Here is a 19,796-nt window from a genome sequence, read left to right on the forward strand (position 1 = left end):
TTACTGCGAGCGTATGGAGTAGTAATGGATGTGGACAAAACTTAGCTTTCGAAAGCGCCTTCTTATCGTCATGACCCTATCAGGTTTGATCGAACTGTTGATCCTAGCAGGCGCAGGATTCATGTACATCAAATCCTCTCAAGAGCAAGAGATGGGAGAAAAGGCGCTGGGCGTTGCAACATTTCTCGCCAAATCCCCTAATGTAATTGATTTAATACAACGTCACCCAACCGACGATGAACAAGAACGCTTCTCCAAATTGACTCATTTGATTGGTGCGGCGTTTATAGTGGTCGGCGATCATAAAGGCACTCGAATCATTCATCCCATTGCAGAAAGAGTAGGCAAGCCAATGAAGGGTGGGGACAACGAAAAAGCCTTGGTTTACGGAGAATCTTACGTTTCCTTTGCTCAGGGCTCTATGGGCTACTCTGTCCGAGGCAAAACAGCTGTATTTAATGAAGCGGGAGAGATTATTGGTGTAGTTTCTGTTGGTTACCTATTAGACCGACTGCAAGACCGCATTGAGCCTTACCTCGCTTTCCTCATCACAATGGCGTTACTTGTAGTTGCTGCCAACGCAGTTCTGTCTAACTATGCCTCTCGCCGTTTCCAAAAAGCAATTTTAGGATTTGAACCTGAAGAAATCGGCCGCTTGTACGTCGAGTTAGACGTCACCATGGGTACCGTGAAAGAGGGTATTCTGAGTATCGACTCAAAAGGCGTGTTACGTTCAATAAATACCAGTGCGTGTCAGATTCTGAACCTGAACAAAAGTGAAGTGGTGAATAGACCGCTGGCTGATGTGCTTCCCGAGAGTGACTTGGCTGACTTAGTGACCACTGAACGAGTGGATAACGATGTAGAGATCGTTCTCAATGGTCAACGATTGATTGCTAACCGCAGTCCAATTGTTGTTAATGATGTTGTCGTCGGTGCAGTATCGAGTTTTAGACGACGCGACGAAATCAATGAGTTAACTGAACAGTTGTCTAAAACCAAAGCCTATGCAGAACTATTGCGCTCTCAGACACACGAGCATAGAAACAAGCTCAATACCATCAGTGGTATGGTTCAATTGGGTGAACTTGAAGCGGTACAAACGTTAATAGGGCAAGAGACAGCCCATTATCAAACCTTAATCCAGTTCTTGCGCGAAACGGTTAATGATCCTCTTATCGCTGGCATGTTGTTAGGTAAAACAGAACGAGCACGGGAATTGGGGCTGGAGTTGTATGTTGAAGAAGGCTCTCGTTTACAATATTTACCAGAATGGATTGAGTCCGAAGACGTTGTAACGCTGCTTGGTAATCTCATTGATAACGCGTTTGACGCAACATTTAACGCCATGCGTGGAGAGTCACCGTTTTCAAGCGGACGTAGGCAGATAGAAGTATCCGTCAGTGATTATGGTAAGGAGATCATTTTAGAAGTGATTGACCAGGGAACGGGATTTTCTCCAAGCACTGATTTAAAAGGGTTATTGGAGAAAGGGAAAACAACTAAACAAAGTACGGGTCATGGTGTTGGACTTTACTTAGTCTCGAAGATCACCGAAAGATACTTTGGAGAAATTGACATGGTGAACAATACTAAGCATGGAGCACGAGTAACCGTGTATCTACCGAAAGAGGAAATGCAATGATTAGGGTTTTGATAATTGAAGATGACAATGCCCTTGCAGAGTTACATCATCGATATTTGCATGACATCCAAGGGTTTGACGTTGTGGGTATCGCGACAAGCCAAAAAGAAGCACTCCTTCAGTTAGAGATTTTAAAACCAGAGCTGATACTGCTCGATGTGTACCTTCCGGATGGGCATGGTATCGATATTCTTCAGGAAATACGCAGCAAACAGCTCACAGCGGATGTCATTTTGATTACTGCAGCGCGAGATGTAGATACGTTGCAGCAAGCCATGCGTGGCGGTGTAGTCGATTACTTGCTCAAGCCAGTGATGTTTCCAAGATTAGAGTCGGCTTTGAACAAGTATCGAGAACAAAAGCACAAACTCAACCACAGTAGCAATATCGATCAGAGCATGGTCGACAAGATGTTTTCAAATCCAACACCACAACAATCTAGTCGCCAACTGCCAAAAGGTATTGATGGTGTAACGCTTGATAAAATTCAGGCGTTATATCAACTAGAGAATAATCTAACCGCCGACATGGCAGGCGAAAAAATTGGGGTAAGCCGGACTACGGCAAGGCGTTACCTAGAATATTTAACATCAACAGGAGAGTTGGTCGCTGACCTCCACTATGGGACTGTGGGGCGGCCTGAGCGCAGCTATGCAAAAGCCACCGTTCATAAATAGAGCTAATTATAAAGGAGGAGAGTCACCGAGTGACTTTCCTCCTTCCTTTTTTCTATCTATTCTTAACCAGCCGTTATTAATCGGTGACGGTTTTCTTTGCTGTTCTATTTCGATTAAAAAGCTTAATCGCAATCGGGCTTAATAAAACGAGCCCAGCTAGCACTGTAAACGTGAGGGTAATTGGTCGTTCCCATAAGAAACTAAGTTCACCATCACTGATCATCAACGCGCGGCGTAGGTTCTCTTCCATTAATCCACCAAGAATAAAACCAAGCAACAATGGTGCTAAAGGGAAGTTGGCTAGGCGCAGAGCGATGGCACCCATAGCTATCAATAGCATGATGAACACATCCATGGTATTGAATGACACAAGGTAAACACCGGTTATTGAGAAGAATAAGATCATCGGCAATAGAACCGTTCTTGGCACTGCCAATAACTTTGCGATGTAAGGGATTAATGGCAAGTTCAAAATCACCAATACGATGTTGCCAAAATACATGGAAATGATCACCGACCAGAACACATCCGGATGCTCTACAAACAGCCTTGGTCCAGGTTGAATGCCATAGGCGATTAAAGCGCCTAGCATGATGGCTGTGGTGCCTGAGCCCGGTATACCTAAGGTTAGTAGTGGAACGAACGAACCACTTGATGCTGCATTATTTGCAGATTCTGGTGCTACTAGGCCACGGATACTGCCTTTGCCAAACTCTTCTTTCTTTTCTTTGGGTGCAAGGTTTCGTTCCATCCCATAACTCAAAAACGCGGCAATAGTAGCCCCAGCACCAGGTAGAACGCCGGTAAAGAACCCTAGGATAGATGAACGAATGGAAACCGGAGCAACGTCCCTAAATTCTTCTTTAGTCACTTTCATGCTACCAATGTCACTCATTTGTTTCTGCTCTTCCGAGCGATTGTCTTGTTCGGGCTTGAGAATCCCCATCAGCGTCTCGCCTAAAGCGAACGTTGCCATCGCAAGTAATAAGAAGCTGAAGCCATCCATGAGGTCGGTTAGTCCAAACGTAAAGCGCTCAACACCGACACCTTTATCTATCCCCACAGTGGATAACATCAAACCAAGCACCGTCATCATCCATGCTTTGATTACCTGACCAGGGCCAGCAAACGCAGCCACGGCAGATAAGCCAAGCAGCATGAGCGCGAAGTAGTCTGAAGACTGGAAGCTGAGTGATACGCTGGCAAGTGCAGGGGCTGCAAACAGCAACATCAACGCTGATAAAGTACCACCAGTAAATGAAGAATAAGCAGCCAGTGCGAGTGCTTTACCCGCTTGACCTTTCTGAGCCATTGGATAGCCATCAAACGCTGTAACGACCGTTGATGAACACCCTGGCGCATTAATTAAGATCGAAGAGGTTGAGCCACCAAATACTGCACCGTAATAAACACCAGCCATCAAGATAAGGCCGGAAGAGGGCTCAAGCCCGTAAGTGATCGGGATCATCAGTGCAATGGCAGAGATTGGGCCTAAGCCTGGCAACATACCAATGAATGTCCCAACAAAACAGCCGACGATTACCATCATGATATTCATAGGCATCACTGCGGTGCTCAAGCCTTGAAAAATTCCTTCTAACATGTGTATTTCCTTGCTTGTTACCAAACGGTGTAAATAAGCCCAGGCTCAAGATAGATATCGAGCACTTTTGTGAGCAGTAAATAAAATAGGACTACGAAAGGGAATGACGCGCCAAACAAGACGGCTTTTCTTCGTTCACCCAAGAGATAAAAACCTGCAAGCAAAAATAGACCAGTAGCCAGCACGAATCCTAAGTAGGTAAGGCCAAAACCATAAGCGCCCATCAAAACTAAAAAACCGATGAGTAATTTCCAGTTGAAGCCAACCACGGCTCCACTCTCTGAATCTGGTTTCCCGGTAACCAATAAAATCAGCGATAATCCAATACCGATGTAAGTGAGGAGTGTTGGTAATGTTCTTGCGGTGAACGGTTCGTATTCATCCCCAGGAAACATAGGGATGTGAGTGGTTTGATATCCATATAAGATGCACACTAACAAGAAAATGAGCGCGCCGACGCGGTCTCTACATAACAGCTGCTCTCTTGTTAGGTTTGAGGTTGGCTTATCCAACATGTCCAACTCCATAAATAAAAGCGCGTATACAAAAGCTCAGCAAACGGCTACCGAACCAAGGATTTAAAGGAGATTGTTAGGGCGCGCCCTAGTGTGTTAACCGTATACGCGAAAATTGATGATTAACCTCTAAAAGGACATCTCAGATGAGCTGATTTTTAGAGGTTAAGAGGATCGTTACTTCAAGAATCCAAGCTCACGCATTAGGTTACCCATTTGCGTTTCTTGCTCTTCAAGGAAGGTATAGAAGTCTTTATCGGCCTTGTAGTTATCAATCCAGCCGTTGCGGTCACGAACCACTTGCCATTGGTCTGTGCCGTACATCTTCGTCAGTGCTTGGTTCCACTCGTCGATCTTCTCTTGTGGGGTGCCAGGAGCCGCAAAGAATCCGCGCCAGTTAGCAAATATTGTGTCATTACCATTTTCAACTAGTGTTGGGATATCTGGTGCGGCTTCTAATCGTTCTGGAGCCGTCACGGCCAAAATTTTCACCTGTCCGGACTTAGACATTTCGAGTACTTCACCAAGACCAGTCGAGAGCAATTGCGTTTCCCCAGATAGAAGTGCTGCCATAGCCTTGCCGCCCGCATCGTAGGCAATGTAGCGAACTTGCTTAGCGTCATAGCCTTCACCTTTGAAGGCCGCAGCAACAACTAGGTGATCCATACTACCTCGCGCTGAGCCACCTGCGATTTTGACTTTACGAGGATTGTCTTTGAAGTCTGCAACCACCTCTTCCCAGCTGTTATATGGGGAGTCAGCAGAGGTCACGATGGCTCCATAATCGGCGATTGTTGCAGCGACGGGTGTTAAATCACGGAAGGATTGTGGGAACACGCCAGTAAGAGAACGGACAACAATAGGTGTTGAGTTCACCATCAGAGTGTCTTCTTGGCGTTCAGCCGTCTCGATTAGGTGTGCGATTGCCTTACCGCCGCCGCCGCCAGACAGGTTTTGGAAGGAAACGTTCTCTACAATATCTTCTTTAACCAATACATCACCAGTACCACGAGCCGTCATATCCCAACCGCCGCCAGCGCCGCCTGGAATCAGGAAGTGAATCTTATCGATATCTGCAGCGAATGCACCAAACGAAAGTGATGTACTGACAACAGTCGCAGCGAGAGTAGGTTTGAATTTCTTTAACATGTTTCACATTCCTCGTTGTGTTTATTATTTTGACCAACAAGCTCATGTGCGCTTTATTGGGTGAGGAAAGAGTAGGTGGGCGGTGCTTTAAAGTCTCTAAAAGACCAATAAGTTGATTAAAGCTTATTGAAACCATTTTGTTCATAAAGTTCACCACATACAATGTATGAACTTTGCGGTTCTCCAAAAACAAAACCGCCTCGAAAATTCGAGGCGGTAAGAAAGGTTTGGCAGAAATATTTCAATGAAGGTTTGGACAATGGTACTCTGCACGCCAAATCAGGCTTGGAGTTGTCTTCATCGCACTTAATAAGTCTTGTCCGGTAATCTGTGAAAAAGTGTATTGAACTTTTAAATCATCCGAAATTGGCTCTGCCGAACGATAAGCTCTAACATGAGTAAACGTGGTACGAAGATGGTCATGTAAAACTGAACTATTCAAACAGATGCCGAAGCAATCTCGTTTCATGGGGTATACTCCTTTAGCAATTGAATTAAACAAACTCTTATTGAGTGAATAGGACAACTACTGCTTCCTTGTTGAACCGATTTTTGAGTGATTTTTATACGGCTCAAGATTAAAACTAATTCAACTCTCACGTATAAGTAATGATCTAGATCAAAGTGCTGAGTTAATTTTAATTAAAAAGTAATCGATTACATTTGCTTGCAATTCTTAGACTTGACGTAGTTTAAGGTAAGCAACTTGATTTATATATTTATAATGAAAGAGAGGACGGTATGTTTATCCGTACTGCGCGTCTTGATGATCTTGAACAACTGAATACAATGATGTTCAAGCTTCATGAGGAGCATCATCAGCAACAACCTAACTTGTTTAAGAGTGCTGTTGATATTGAGCAAGAAAAGAGTATCGGCCGATATTTAGACGATCCTGAGTGTCTGGTTTATGTCGCATGCGATTATGATGACCAATTATTTGGCTTTGTTACTGGTCACTTTTGTGAGTTGGTTTCAACCGTTAGTAAGCCAGTTCAGATGGGCAGTATCGACGAGCTCTATATCACTCCAGATCAGCGTCGTAACGGGCTTGCAATGAAGTTAGTCAGCCGCTTAGAGCAAACATTTGAAGAGTATGGTGTACAACAGGTATTTGTTGAAGTGTGGGCGTTCAACCAATCCGCGATCGAGTTTTATCAATCGAATCAATTTGACCATCATATTCACTGGCTAAGAAAGCCGATCAAAGCCAGCGAATGATGGTAGGTTTTCGAGGTTTTATCCTAGAACCTTAGAGAGATCATTTACCTGCTAAGATAAATTCTTCGATAACTTTTGCTACACCATGCTCGTTGTTGCTTACTGTGACATGATTCGCAATCGCTTTAGTTTGTTCCATGGCATTGGCCATCGCTACACCTAAACCTGCGTATTTAATCATGTGGTGATCATTCTCCGCATCACCCATACAGATCACTTCTTCAGCGTTAATTCCCAAGTGATTAGCAATCGCTTCGATGCCGACACCTTTGTTTGCTTTCGGGTTTAAAAATTCAAGGAAGAAAGGTGCACTTTGAACGATAGTATATTCATCACGCCATTTGCTTGGGATTGCTTCGATCGCTTTCGACAGTTTTTCCGGCTCGTCAACAAGCATTGCTTTGATTATAGGGTGGTTGTCTTCTAGCTCGTCAAAATCCATCTCCGTGATGGTCAGCTTGTTGATGTTTGCCTCGTGTTGAGTGAATTCACTATTTTTCGGTGTGATAAGACCATGAATTTCACTGAATGCGTGAACATTAACCCCAAGCTCTTTTGCTAGGCGAGCGACTTCTTTTGCCGATTGACCACTGATGGTTTCGGCATGAATGATTTCGCCAGTTTGAACATTTTTAACCATCGAACCATTAAAGAACAACACGAAGTCTTTTTCCGAGTCGATTTTCAATTCATCCAAATACCTTTGCATTCCCTTTAAAGGGCGGCCGGAAGCAAGAACGACGGTAACACCTTGCTCTTTGGCGCGCTGAATCGCTTGTTTGTTCTCGTCGGAAATTTGATGGTCACTGCCTAGTAGCGTGCCATCCATATCTAAGGCTAATAGTTTGTACATCTGGGATTCCAGTTAATTTTTAAAAACTTGCGATAGGATAATCGAGTTTTGTTTGATGAGCCATATTGGTAGTTTGAAACTTTATAAGATTTGACGTAACTGGCTCGCTACTTTAAGGTCTCGACCAAATAAAAAGAAGTAGAGCTGAATTAAGAACCATGGTTATGTACAAATTGAACGAGATGTTCGAAACCATTCAGGGGGAAGGGAGTTTCACTGGTATTCCCGCTGTATTTATCCGACTTCAAGAATGCCCGGTAGGCTGCGCATGGTGTGACACTCAGCAGACTTGGGATGCAAACCCAAGCGACGAAACGTCACTAGATGGCATTTTAAGCAAACAAGGTGATACACCAACGTGGTGTGATATTTCTGCAGAGGCACTTGTAAACGAATACCAAAAGCAAGGTTATAGCGCTCGCCATATCGTGATTACGGGTGGTGAACCCTGCATCTATGACTTACTACCATTGACTAAGGCCTTTGAATCGATGGGCTGTCAGTGTCAAATTGAAACCAGCGGCACGTCAGAAGTTCGGGTATCCGAGAAGACTTGGGTGACGGTGTCACCTAAAGTGCTGATGAAAGCGAAGCTTCCAATCCTTCAAAGTGCCATGGACCGTGCCGACGAGATTAAGCACCCTGTCGCGACAGAGAAAGACATTAAGCAGTTGGATGAGCTGCTCTCTACGACGAAAAATGTCGATAGTAAGTTGATCGCTCTTCAACCGATCAGTCAAAAGCCTAGAGCGACACAATTTTGTATTGAAACTTGTATCGAACGCAATTGGCGTCTTTCTATTCAAACTCACAAATACCTAAACATTGCTTAAAGGAATATTATGAAAAAAGCAGTTGTTGTTTTTAGTGGTGGCCAAGATTCCACGACTTGCTTGGTTCAAGCGCTCAAAGACTATGATGAAGTTCATGCGATTACGTTCGATTACGGACAGCGCCATCGCTTAGAGATTGAAGTTGCGCAAAGTCTAGCAAAAGAACTGGGTGTCAAAGCGCATAAGGTGATGGATGTTACCTTACTCAATGAGCTTGCTATTAGCTCGCTTACACGAGATGACATCGAGGTTTCGCATGAGTTACAAGATAATGGGTTACCGAACTCCTTTGTGCCGGGTCGCAACATTTTGTTCTTAACCCTTGCTGGTATATATGCTTACCAAGTGGGTGCAGAAGCAGTTATTACTGGTGTGTGTGAAACGGATTTTTCTGGTTATCCTGATTGTCGCAACAGTTTCATCCAGTCGATGAGTAAGACACTTAATCTCGGGATGGATCGTGAACTAACGCTAGTCACACCTCTAATGTGGCTCGACAAAGCTGAAACTTGGGCATTGGCGGATCAATACGATGCACTTGAGCTAGTGCGCAATAAAACTCTGACTTGTTACAACGGTATCATTGGTGATGGTTGTGGTGATTGTCCGTCGTGTGAGTTGCGTAAGAATGGCTTAGACGGCTATGTAAATAACAAAGAGCGTGTAAACCTGTCCCTTGAGAGCAAGCAAAATTCTTAATCTTCACCAGTCTATCTATTACATAACAGTGCTGAGATAGGCTTGTGTTGTACACAAACAAATAGAGGCTCGAATGAGCCTCTATTTTTCAAATTTTGTTTTTGCTTATACAGCGATTAAAGGTATAGCTTAGCTAGGTCAGAAGGCTCTAGCTCTTTACCTTCAAGTTGGTCATTCCAGTTAACACCAACAAGCACACCGTCTTCTGCAAGTGTTAGAAGCCAATCTTCAGTGAAGATGTCTAGAGGGATCTCTAGCACTTCAAAATCAGCCCATTCTTCAACGTTATGCAGCTTCGCATCTTCTTCAGATGACCAGAAAGGCATCACTTCGCTGTTTTCAAATTCTGTTGAGTCACAGGCTAGCCAGCCATCTTCGTTACGTAGTCCCCAAACTAGTTTTGTTTCCTGAGTTTGTTGAACAAATAGCTCTAGGTTTTTTTGGATGTCCGCTGTTAATTGGCTCATGTTTTTAATCTCATTAGTAATGACCCGCGTAGAGTAACATTGAAGCTTATCTATTCCTATGTTCTATAGGATCTTAATCAAATAAAACTCTTGTTTGTTATAAGAGTTAGATTTGATTTACAATTTATTTACACTACTTTGTTTTTTATTTCATTGACTGCAGGTTGAGTCGTAGTAGGGGTCAGTATGGATGTACAAGTTGTTGAGCTACAAGCCGTTGTAAAACAAACAGATGGTGAAGCAATTATTATGGCTCCTAACGGGCAGGCTCGATTAATAACAGAAGGCTCAATTCTTACGCCGGATGAGATCCTCATTGTGGCAAATGGTGCACGCGTCCGGGTTGATGTTGACGGTAAGCAGTTTATTGTCGATGAAAATTGTGCGGCGTGTTTGACCCCTAATTCCCTTTTATTGCTAGAAGATGAACCACCATTAAGAGTGACCGAAGTTTCGGCAGATGTATTAGTGGGGGCACCGTTAGAAAATGGTGAGTTTAGTCTTCCTGAGGAGTCCCTTCAGGCGACAGCCTTGAGCCAACCTGATGATTTAGCTGCAATACAAGAAGCGATTTTGCTAGGTGCTGACCCGACAGAGCTCTTAGAAGCTACTGCAGCCGGCGGATCTGTCGCGCCGAGCGAAGCTCGCGTCGGGCTTTTGTCAATCATAGCTACGCATGTAGAAGTGATACCCGAGACGCATTTTGAAACAATGGGTATTGAATCCTCATTTGAGTTTGTAGACGAAGAAGAGCTCTATGACCCAACTCGACTGGCAGAGGGTGGGCAGTCATTTAGTGGTATTGTCTCAGAAGGCTCTATCACACTCGATAGCTATCCGCAGTCAATCCAGTCAACCGTATTAATTGCTGCAGGAGAACGACCTTTAAATCCAGCAAGTTTTACTATTTTGCCCGCAAATGTAAATCAGTTACTAACAGAGTTGGCTAGTGAGATTCGTTCAAATGGCGAAACTGTCTCGTTTAACTTTGACTCTACAAACAATCAAGTCGTCGGCTCACTCAACGGAGAAGACGTACTCTCAGTCCGTATTTCAGCGCAAAATCAAGGTCTAGATGCAATTGTTAGTGTCCAAACAACGGTGTTTGCGCCGATTGACCATTCGAGTGTCAACAATAGTGGATTAATCCGTTTAGCGAATGACCAGATTATCCTAAACATCCAATTAACCGGTCAGGATGAAGCGGGCGTTAGCCTCCTAAGCCCACTAAATCTCACTTTGTCTATAACCGATGGCGTGAATCCAAGCGTCAATGAAAGGGTAGTAGAGTCGACGGAATCCGTTGGGCTAGAAGGTGCTACACCGGATGCTACTTCAGCGCAGGCCATTGATCTAGGCAGTGATTATTTATCAGATATTCAGTTTGTAGAATCATCGTTAGATCAGCTCAAGACTATTCTATCCAATAATCAAGCTACCGAGTTCGGCCTATCGGAAGATGGACGCATTGTCACTGTGTATCTAGAGGGACAACCTGCACTGAAAGTAGCAGAGATAAGTCTCAACCTCGATGGCAGCGTGAATGTTAGTCAGTACAGAGCTATAGAACAATCGGGGAATGATGATGTTCTAGTACTTGACTTAAGCATTACAGCGACCGATTACGATAATGACACAATTACAACACCACTACAGATTAAGCTCAGTGATGGACAAGATCCTGTAATTAGTGGTTCGACAGGACAAGAAAGTGTTGATGAAGCAACACTTAATGCTGTTGGCAGCGTAGGTGATGAAAGCGAAATTAAAGCTACAGGGCGATTCAATGTTTCGGCTGGAAGTGATGAGATCCAACATTACGAAATAGTAACAACAGAATTCTTAACGCAAAATACGGGGCTTCAGGCGGATGGAAACCCAGTTACGCTTACGTTATCCAATGACGCTCAAGGAGACAGAATTTACACCGGCTATGCGGACGGAACAGCGGTTTTTTCTTTAGCGCTGACTGCAGCAGGCGATTATACCTTTACCCTGTTAGCACCTTTACAGCATGAAGGCAGTAACGACGACATACTTACTGTGAACTTTCCCATTTATGCGGTAGATACAGATGGGGATCGCTCTTTTTTGGTTCAGGGTGATGAAAGCGAAGCCTTCATATTAAAAATTGACGTGAGTGATGATTCTCCAACGCTATCGGGCGATGCGCTATCGGATACAGTAATAGAAGGTGATAGCGTTGAATTTCGTTCAGAGGTGTTTACTGCATTGGATAGTTTCACTCTCGGTGCGGATAGTGGTCGTGTACACCAAGTCATTTTAGATCGCAGCGGCAACGGAACGGATGAAACATTTACTATCCCAGAAGGCAGTATCAATTACGAAATCAACCTACAAGATGGGTCTGGTTCTTGGTTTGTTTCTTCTAATGGCGATATCTATTTTGAAGCCAATCGCGACGTGTATCATTACAACGACGCGGTAGATGAAGAGGCCAATGCGTTAGAGCGAAGCCTTCAAGTTGTCGCTATTGATGGCGATGGAGATATCGTTGATGCAAACAATAGACTCGATATCAATGTAACCATTAACGATGGCGCACTACCTCTTATTTCGTCTCTCAGCGACACCTCACAAATCAACGTGACAGAGGCACAACTCACCTCGGGTTCTAAGCAATTTACGGGCCTTACCGAGGTTCGAGGCGAGTTAGTGGCATCAGGTAGTGATGATATTGTTTCATTTGTCATTGATGATGACCAGTTTGCGCAGCTTAACAACACTTTGTCTGCTGGCAATAACCCAGTATCGATTCAGTTAAAAGAAACAACGCCATCAGGCGTTAATGTGTACTCCGGTATTGCGAATAGCGTTGAAGTATTCACAGTCTCGTTAACATCCGCCGGACAGTACACATTTACTCTTTACCAAGCCCTCGATCATGACCAAGCAGGTGGTGATTTTTCTCTTGATCTTGTTTTGCCTATTTATGCTATCGACAGCGACAAAAATGTGTCTACTGCCGCGTTCCCACTGACTATTAATGTACAAGATGACACTGCAGTCATTAAACAACCCAACTTCAACGATGAAATTACAGAGGGGAGCACATCTGTTCTCGTCAATGTTTTGTCAGAAGTGACGCAAGGTGCAGATGGGGCACGTATCACATCCGTCTCCTATATCGATCACTTGGGGTCTGCTCAGACGGTACAAGTCCCCTTGGGTAGCATTGATCTGGAAGTGGTTTTGGCAGATGGTTCTGGCAGTTGGTTTGTATCCTCTAACGGAAATGTGTATTTCGACTCTAACGATAACATCTATCATTATGACGATGCATTGGTGGCTGAGCTTGATAGTGTGGAGAGAACGTTGTCGGTCAATGTCACTGATAATGATGGCGATGATCTGTCATCTTCAATCGATGTCGTTGTCGAGGTGAATGATGGCGCTTTGCCAACGATTCAAACTGTTGATGCGCTAAGTGTCAGTGAAAACGCCATAAATCGCTCTAGAGGAATACCAGCAGGCAGTAGTCCAAGCTCAGATAACGAATCAGACGATGGTAATGTAGTTGTATTACGTGGTTCAGATGATGTCGTAGGTTACAAACTGAACCTTTCGTCAATAACTGCTGAAGATGATGATGGAAACAGGGTATCGCTCACCTATCGTGGTCAAGCAGTCACCTTCATAGAATCACCAGAAGGTTCAGGCAACTACCTTGGCGTAACTAATGCTGGTGGACGAAACCAAAGAACGATCATTGAACTGACACTCGACAACGAACCAGGAAGTGCAACGTTTGGTAAGTTTGAAGTCGAGCTTATTCGAACCTTGGACCACGATATTCAAGGTACAGACTTTCTGCGAATCCTGATTCCAGTTGTTGCAATAGATAATGACAATGATCTTAGTGCACCGGTTAATTTAGAACTCATCGTCAACGATGATGTTCCGTATGTAAAACCCATATCCTTTGAAGTTGAAGAAGGCGCGACTAGAGCGGTTCGAAACAATGTGTTCTCTGGTGATGGAGATAAGAGTGCAGATGGCAATACCTTCGTGACTGAAATTGAAGTCGTCACGACTGGTTTGCTAATCAATGGCGATCAATCAGTGAGTCCTCGCTCAGGCAGCTATGATGTCACACTCAACATAGATGGGAATGTCGAGTTGTTAGGCCAACTTACCGTCACTCGTGGTGGTGCGGTTCGATTCGTTCCCGAAGACAATCTACCGCATAATGGAGGTGACATTGATGTAGTGTTCAATATAACTGCACAAGATCGCGACGGAGATGAGTCTACCAATCCACTCAACATAAAAATTACCGATAGCGTAGCCGAGTTCAGTTTTGCTAATGGCCAAGGGAGTGAAGATGCAGGGAGAAGCGATACCAATTTGTTAGACAATGTTGACCTTCCGAATGATCCGATAAAGATCGATGTTGAAGTCATGGTGGGCGACAATGACAATAACGAGTCTTTGAGTTTCATTGAAATAGATTTAACCAATAACCCTCGAGGAGCTTTCTATTTCTTTGATGGAGTAAGTTACCAAGCTCTGGCTGTCGCTGATGGGAATGCCACACTTAGCTTTAATGATATCGAATCGACATACTCAAATGGTGCTATTTCAATAGATAACCTCTACTTTGTACCGGACAGTCATTGGTCGGGAAATAAACGATTTAATGTGGATATAGGTGTCTCCGGTGACAATCGAGAACCTCAGGTAGTAGAAGGTCGCTTGACCGTCGCAATAGAAGCGATTGCTGATACGCCGACGTGGAGTACCAATGTTCGACAAAATACTACCTACTACCAAACACAAGAAGATGGTGATGACATTGCTTTAAGAGTCAGAGCCGTCACACAAGATTCTGATCGTTCTGAGGTGATAAGTTATCAAATTCAATTCGCGAACTCTGCCGGCCATGAACTGTATATTTCAGGGCAATCTTCGCCGCTCATACCCAATCAGAATGGAGTTTATGAGTTAACAGCAGCAGAGATCAGACGACTCACCTTTGACCCCGCAGATGATTTCTCAGGGCAAGTTATACTCGATGTTACTGCTATAACCACGGAACGCAGTAATAATGATACCGTACAAGCCACACAACAAGTGGTCATTGATGTTACTCCCAACCCAGATTCCTCGTCTTTCACGACGCAACGCATTGCTATTTTTGAAGATAATTTAGCAACACAAGATGCCGTAACTGATGTGGACTACTTGCTTCTCAGCGAGGTGGTTAATCTTGCTTCTTTAAATGATGTCGATGGCTCAGAGGAATGGTTTATACGTGTATCGGGGCTTGATGTGTCGGGTGCGGCTCTTGAGTATTTGGGTGACCCAATTCCAGAACCTAATCCTATAAAACAAGTACTTGGTCAAAATGGTGACGTTGAGTACTACGAAATCAGCGCGAACGATTTGAACCTCATTAACGTGGTTCCTTTGAAGGATAGCCACGATAACTTTACCTTTAACGTAGAGGGGGTGATTAAAGATACCGCTTCACTCTCGACAGGTGAAACCACCGTTGAGCGTATTGTCGGTGAAAAGGTGGTGAATGTTGACGTTAAAGGTGTTGCAGATATTCCGCAGTTTGCGATTCCACCCAATGTTGCAGCTGTCTGGTCATCGGTAGAGAACGATGGTGTACGTGGCGTCGAAACAAATATCTCTGAGAATGGACGTGCTTTCCTGAATTTTGATGTTGAGACCGGTGAAGTAAGTGGAGATGGTTCAGAGCGAGTCAGTGTCATCTTAAGCAATATCCCTGCGGGAGTTCGTATCGAAAACACATCCGGTGAACAGGCTGATTTAGCATTTGTGGGATATGACAGTAATGATGTTCCTATGTACGAAGCGAACTTGGCATCGTTTGATTACGCCGATGGCATTCAGATCATTCCCGAGTTTAACTCTGCAACCGACCTAACGATCAATGCATCAATTATCGTGACTGAAATAGATGGGCACGCTCGCGAGTTCGATGGTGAGATTAGAGTGGTGATTGACCCTGTAATCAGTGCGCAATTAGTATCTGAAGACTTGCTCAGTCAAGGTATTGAGGACGAACGAATCTCGATAAATTGGCATCCGAGTGTAAATAATATCTCTGATCAAGTTGAAGATTCAAAAGAGTTCGTCAGCCGTTTAGAATTTTCTCAGATCCCAGAAGATTCCGTCATTTATTTTGGAGAAACATCCTTCATCTTTGGTATGGGTAACACTGTTGTCATTGATGAAGATGGTGTTGTCATTAGTGGTGAAATAGTTGACGAAAGTGGTGCGATATTATCAACAGGCACTAGCTTTAGTGATTTCAATATTGAAGATGCCATCAGCAACCTGGATATTACGCCATCTCAAGATCGTAGTGCGGATATTACGCTTGATTTAATAGTTACCGTCGCGGAAATCGATCCTGATACCAATGTTGTTACTACATCAGACCTTTATGGTACTGCGTTGATAAGGATCACTCCAGAACTAGAAGTGGATGCGGGTATTCAAGCTACCTCGGACAATCAAGATGTCGGGAGTGACGGTGTCACCCCATACATCAATGTTGATTCTGACAGCTCAGGAGCATTGGATTTTGTCATCAACGGTGAGCCTTCTGAGAATAGTCCAAATACTGTTTATCTCAATAACCAAAAGGATTCGGATGGCAGTGCAGCTGGGAATCAATCTGAAGAGCTACTTGATGATCTGATTGTTGAAATTTGGATGCTTGATGATGAGGGGAATCGTATAGCTCCTTCACCAGAGCTTCTCGATGCGCTATTGATTAGAAATACTTTAGATAACGGTCGTTCTGTGCCTGCAAATAACAACGGCGACGGCACATGGATGATACAGGATGCGAATGCCTTTTCGATTATTGCGCCGAACGGACTCGGCTCAAGTTTGGATAACCAAATTGGTGTGACCATTCATTCGAAACTATATGATGAAGGTGATATCGAATCGGAGAACGATAGAAGCTTCGAAGGGCGTGATTCAACCAGCATGTTATTGACCTTCCCAGAAACGGTTAATGGTAGGGACTCTCTTGCTGCTGAAGTTGACATAGCACCGGATGTCGTTATAACAGGGGCAGAAGATCAAACCGTTAACCTGGGTCGTCAATTGACAGGCGTGCTAAGTGCGGGAGGAGCAGAGGCTGCTGATGGACGTGTCGCTAATGATACAGTCTCAGTTGTTTTTGAGGGTGCTACACTTGCTGCTTTAGGGGTTGCAGTAAATAACGCACAGTATAACTATGTTACCAACCAGTACATATATCGTGCCCGTGTGAGAGGCGAAGGGGATGATGCCGAGCTCCTAGGGCTAAACAATCTTTCTTTGACTTTACCTGATGATTTTTCGGGAGATTTCGATTTACCGTTTAGTCTTGTAACAACTGATAATCGCAGTGGTGACGAGAATACACTCGATGCGAATGTTCAAATTGAGATTCAACCGGAGGTCGATGAGCCATTAGTAGAGCTTGAAGTGGTCGGAACTGCCGGATTAACCACTAGCCTCCAGCCTGTTGTTACCGCTGATGATGACCCGAACAATGATGTAGAGGTATTTCAACCCGGTATTGCTCTAGAAGACGGGGTGATAGAACTCAACATTAGAGCGCGTGTCAGTGATACGGATTCAATGACTTCGGGTGAAGAAGTTATTGAGCAAGTGGTAGTGACATTAACTGATACTATCGCTGGCGTGTTCATTGCTCCAACCGCTACAAACCCTGACTACACGGTCTCTCCAGATGGTCAATCAATAGTTATTACGGGTAATAATATTGATTCTCTACTGTCTTCAATTGCTTTTAAACCCGATTCTAATTTTCCACCTGAAAATCACGATGGCAACGTGTCTATTCGTGTTGCATCGACGGTACGTGATACCACTAGCTATGATCTAGCAACACCTTCAACCTCGCCAAGTGAACAAGCAACTTTTGAAACAGACATTGTTTTCAACTTGGTTCCTGTCGTAGATGAGGTCGTGCTTCCGGAAGGCGTTGTTATCAATTCAACAGAAGGCGCACCGATTGCATTATCCGCCGTGACTGCTGATTTCGGGGATCAAGATGAATCTGAGCAATTGGTTTCTCTTATCATTACAGGAGTCCCAATTGATTTCAGATTAGAGAGTACTAATGAAGACTACTCGGTGAAGAATAACGGAGAGGGGAAATGGAGCATTCAACCGTTATTACCTCAGTCGTCCATTATGGAGAACGGTCTATCATTAGATAGTATTAACTTATTGCCACCCGAAAACTTTAGTGGACAAGTACAGCTTGGGATAGACCTATATACTCAAGAGAATCTGTTGAACCAACCAACCTTGAAACAGGACAGTTTTTCCATTGATATTTCGCCTGTGGGAGACATTGTTGATCTAGATTTAGACGTGGATGTCGAAGCAATAGAAGGTGAAAATGTTGAAATTAACTTGTCTACTCAATTGGTTGATAGTGACTTCGCAATTCCTGCGGCGAGTGGAGGGTTCATTTACAACGAAAACAGCGCCGAGACCTTGCTTATGACTGTGAGCGGTATTCCAGAAGGCGCTCAAATCGGTTTTGATGCTCAAAATCTAGTGACCATTACCGGAGGCAGCTGGACTCAGACACTGACAGCCTTAGAAGCGAGTCAATTAGATAAATTAGTCTTTAATTCTGGTGAGGCGAGCAGTGCGACTTGGGATGGGCAACTGACTGTTCAAGTTCGGTCTGATGATAATGGTATTTTGGGTGAAATAAGCGAAAAAGTGGTGAATATTGACGTTGCCGCTGTTAATGATGCACCTATTAATACCATTGAAAATACATACACGGTTGATGAGGGTGGTTCTCTAAGGCTCAATGGTATTGCTGTAAGCGACATTGACTATCAAGGTACGCAATCTGGAAAGGATATCTCAGTAGCCTTAACCGTCGATTACGGGGTGTTAGATATCATCATAGAGCCAAGTCTTTCGTCAGACGTCGGGATTGAAAGAACGCTAGGTGGCATCACATTGACGGGGCCAATCGACTCGGTGAACTTGGCTCTACAACCCTTGGATACAGACTTTGGTGTTTTCTATGATGCACCAACATTTAGCACGCAAGAGCAAGTCAACTTAACTATCACTACTAGCGATGGCGGCGTTTACGCAGAGGATGGCTCTGAGGAACTGAGTGACGTTGATAGTTCGACGATAACCATTACGCCTGTCGCTGCGAAACCAAGTTTAGACTTGTCAGTGGTCAATACACAGTTGCAATCGGTGCAAGCTTCACTGACTGCAAGTAACGCCGGAATACCTTTAGCTGCGGTCATTGCGACATTAGCCGATCCGTTAGAAACCCTAACACTAGAAATTTCAGGTTTGAGTGGTGCAACACTCGAATCGGGGAGCGTAAGTATCACTGATCAATCCCCAAGTGATACATGGACTTTTACCGTTCCTTCCGGAACGAATGTTGACGATATCGTGGTGAACAGTCTTCCTGTTGGGGCACATACACTCACCGTCACTGCTATCTCAGAAGAGAGCAATGGTGATACCCAACGTTCAGACTCGATAGAACTTGATTATCAGATACTTGCTGATTCTGCTCCTTTGGACTCTTCTAACTCTAATGAATCACGATATATCGTGGATTCTGGCTCTTCGGAAAGTACTGTACTGACTGGGTCTGCTCAAAACGATATCATCATTGCAGGTGATGGCGGTGACACGATTAGTGGTGGCCTTGGTGACGATATACTCACGGGTAATGCAGGTGATGATACCTTCGTATGGCTAGATTCTCATATTGAAGGCTTGAGTGGTGTCGACGAGATACTGGACTTCCACATCGGTGATCAGATCGATATAAGCCAAGTGCTTGGAGAGCTGAATGGAGCCGACAGCATGGAAGACTTACTGACGGATCTTATTGCTTCGGAGCGCTTAACGGCCAACTTTGACTCTGCGAATGAAGATGTCGTGATTGAAGTGAAGCCAAGCGATACGCACAAGCAGACAATTGTTGTTCATGACCTTGCTACAACCATGGGGTACGATGCTACGAGTACGGATTTGTTAAAAGCATTGATACAAGACAACATCATTAAAACAACCTTTGATGTAAATTGATTCGTACCATCAAACAAAAAG

12 protein-coding genes are annotated in these 19,796 nt (G+C 44.2%); 6 read left to right on the forward strand and 6 right to left on the reverse strand.

All coding sequences use genetic code 11. The features are described 5' to 3' along the window. Positions 1-28 precede the first annotated feature (28 nt). Positions 29-1,645, forward strand: coding sequence for a sensor histidine kinase (locus DPF91_RS15815; RefSeq protein WP_117235415.1), 1,617 nt, complete (start codon positions 29-31; stop codon positions 1,643-1,645). Further along, positions 1,642-2,322, forward strand: a complete 681-nt coding sequence (locus DPF91_RS15820; protein ID WP_117235416.1) for a response regulator — start codon at positions 1,642-1,644, stop codon at positions 2,320-2,322. The genes DPF91_RS15815 and DPF91_RS15820 overlap by 4 nt, the downstream gene beginning before the upstream one ends. Positions 2,323-2,398: 76 nt before the next feature. Here DPF91_RS15820 and DPF91_RS15825 read toward each other — a convergent pair whose 3' ends face one another. From DPF91_RS15825 to DPF91_RS15840, 4 genes are all read right to left on the reverse strand, one after another. After that, the gene (locus DPF91_RS15825) at positions 2,399-3,925 is read right to left on the reverse strand and encodes a tripartite tricarboxylate transporter permease (protein WP_117235417.1); all 1,527 of its coding nucleotides are present in this window, start codon (positions 3,923-3,925) and stop codon (positions 2,399-2,401) included. A gap of 17 nt (positions 3,926-3,942) precedes the next feature. Next, a complete protein-coding gene (locus tag DPF91_RS15830; RefSeq protein WP_117235418.1) occupies positions 3,943-4,440 on the reverse strand; it encodes a tripartite tricarboxylate transporter TctB family protein in 498 nt (165 codons plus the stop codon). 177 nt (positions 4,441-4,617) lie between these two features. Next, positions 4,618-5,589 (reverse strand): tripartite tricarboxylate transporter substrate binding protein, encoded by a 972-nt coding sequence (locus tag DPF91_RS15835; RefSeq protein WP_117235419.1) that lies wholly within the window; start codon positions 5,587-5,589, stop codon positions 4,618-4,620. A gap of 241 nt (positions 5,590-5,830) precedes the next feature. Further along, positions 5,831-6,058, reverse strand: coding sequence for a hypothetical protein (locus tag DPF91_RS15840; protein WP_117235420.1), 228 nt, complete (start codon positions 6,056-6,058; stop codon positions 5,831-5,833). 272 nt (positions 6,059-6,330) lie between these two features. On the opposite strand from DPF91_RS15840, the gene DPF91_RS15845 reads away from it, so the two are divergent. After that, positions 6,331-6,810 carry a GNAT family N-acetyltransferase gene (locus DPF91_RS15845; protein ID WP_117235421.1) on the forward strand — a complete coding sequence of 160 codons (480 nt, stop codon included), beginning with the start codon at positions 6,331-6,333 and terminating at the stop codon, positions 6,808-6,810. 40 nt (positions 6,811-6,850) lie between these two features. Here the strand turns inward: DPF91_RS15845 and yidA are convergent, their stop codons facing one another. Next, positions 6,851-7,663: a sugar-phosphatase gene (gene yidA / locus DPF91_RS15850; RefSeq protein WP_117235422.1), complete on the reverse strand. Its 813-nt coding sequence runs from the start codon at positions 7,661-7,663 to the stop codon at positions 6,851-6,853. A gap of 164 nt (positions 7,664-7,827) precedes the next feature. Here yidA and queE point away from each other — a divergent pair, with 164 nt between their 5' ends. Together queE and queC are read left to right on the forward strand one after the other, a co-directional pair. Next, the gene (queE, locus tag DPF91_RS15855) at positions 7,828-8,496 is read left to right on the forward strand and encodes a 7-carboxy-7-deazaguanine synthase QueE (RefSeq protein WP_117235423.1); all 669 of its coding nucleotides are present in this window, start codon (positions 7,828-7,830) and stop codon (positions 8,494-8,496) included. 9 nt (positions 8,497-8,505) lie between these two features. Next, positions 8,506-9,195: a 7-cyano-7-deazaguanine synthase QueC gene (gene queC / locus DPF91_RS15860; protein ID WP_117235424.1), complete on the forward strand. Its 690-nt coding sequence runs from the start codon at positions 8,506-8,508 to the stop codon at positions 9,193-9,195. 116 nt (positions 9,196-9,311) lie between these two features. Here queC and DPF91_RS15865 read toward each other — a convergent pair whose 3' ends face one another. Continuing rightward, a complete protein-coding gene (locus DPF91_RS15865) occupies positions 9,312-9,662 on the reverse strand; it encodes a DUF2750 domain-containing protein (RefSeq protein ID WP_117235425.1) in 351 nt (116 codons plus the stop codon). A gap of 186 nt (positions 9,663-9,848) precedes the next feature. Between DPF91_RS15865 and DPF91_RS15870 the strand changes: the two genes are divergently transcribed. After that, positions 9,849-19,775 (forward strand): retention module-containing protein, encoded by a 9,927-nt coding sequence (locus tag DPF91_RS15870; protein WP_117235426.1) that lies wholly within the window; start codon positions 9,849-9,851, stop codon positions 19,773-19,775. Positions 19,776-19,796: the final 21 nt, after the last annotated feature.

The organism is Vibrio maerlii (assembly GCF_003415655.1).
GTDB lineage: Bacteria > Pseudomonadota > Gammaproteobacteria > Enterobacterales > Vibrionaceae > Vibrio > Vibrio maerlii.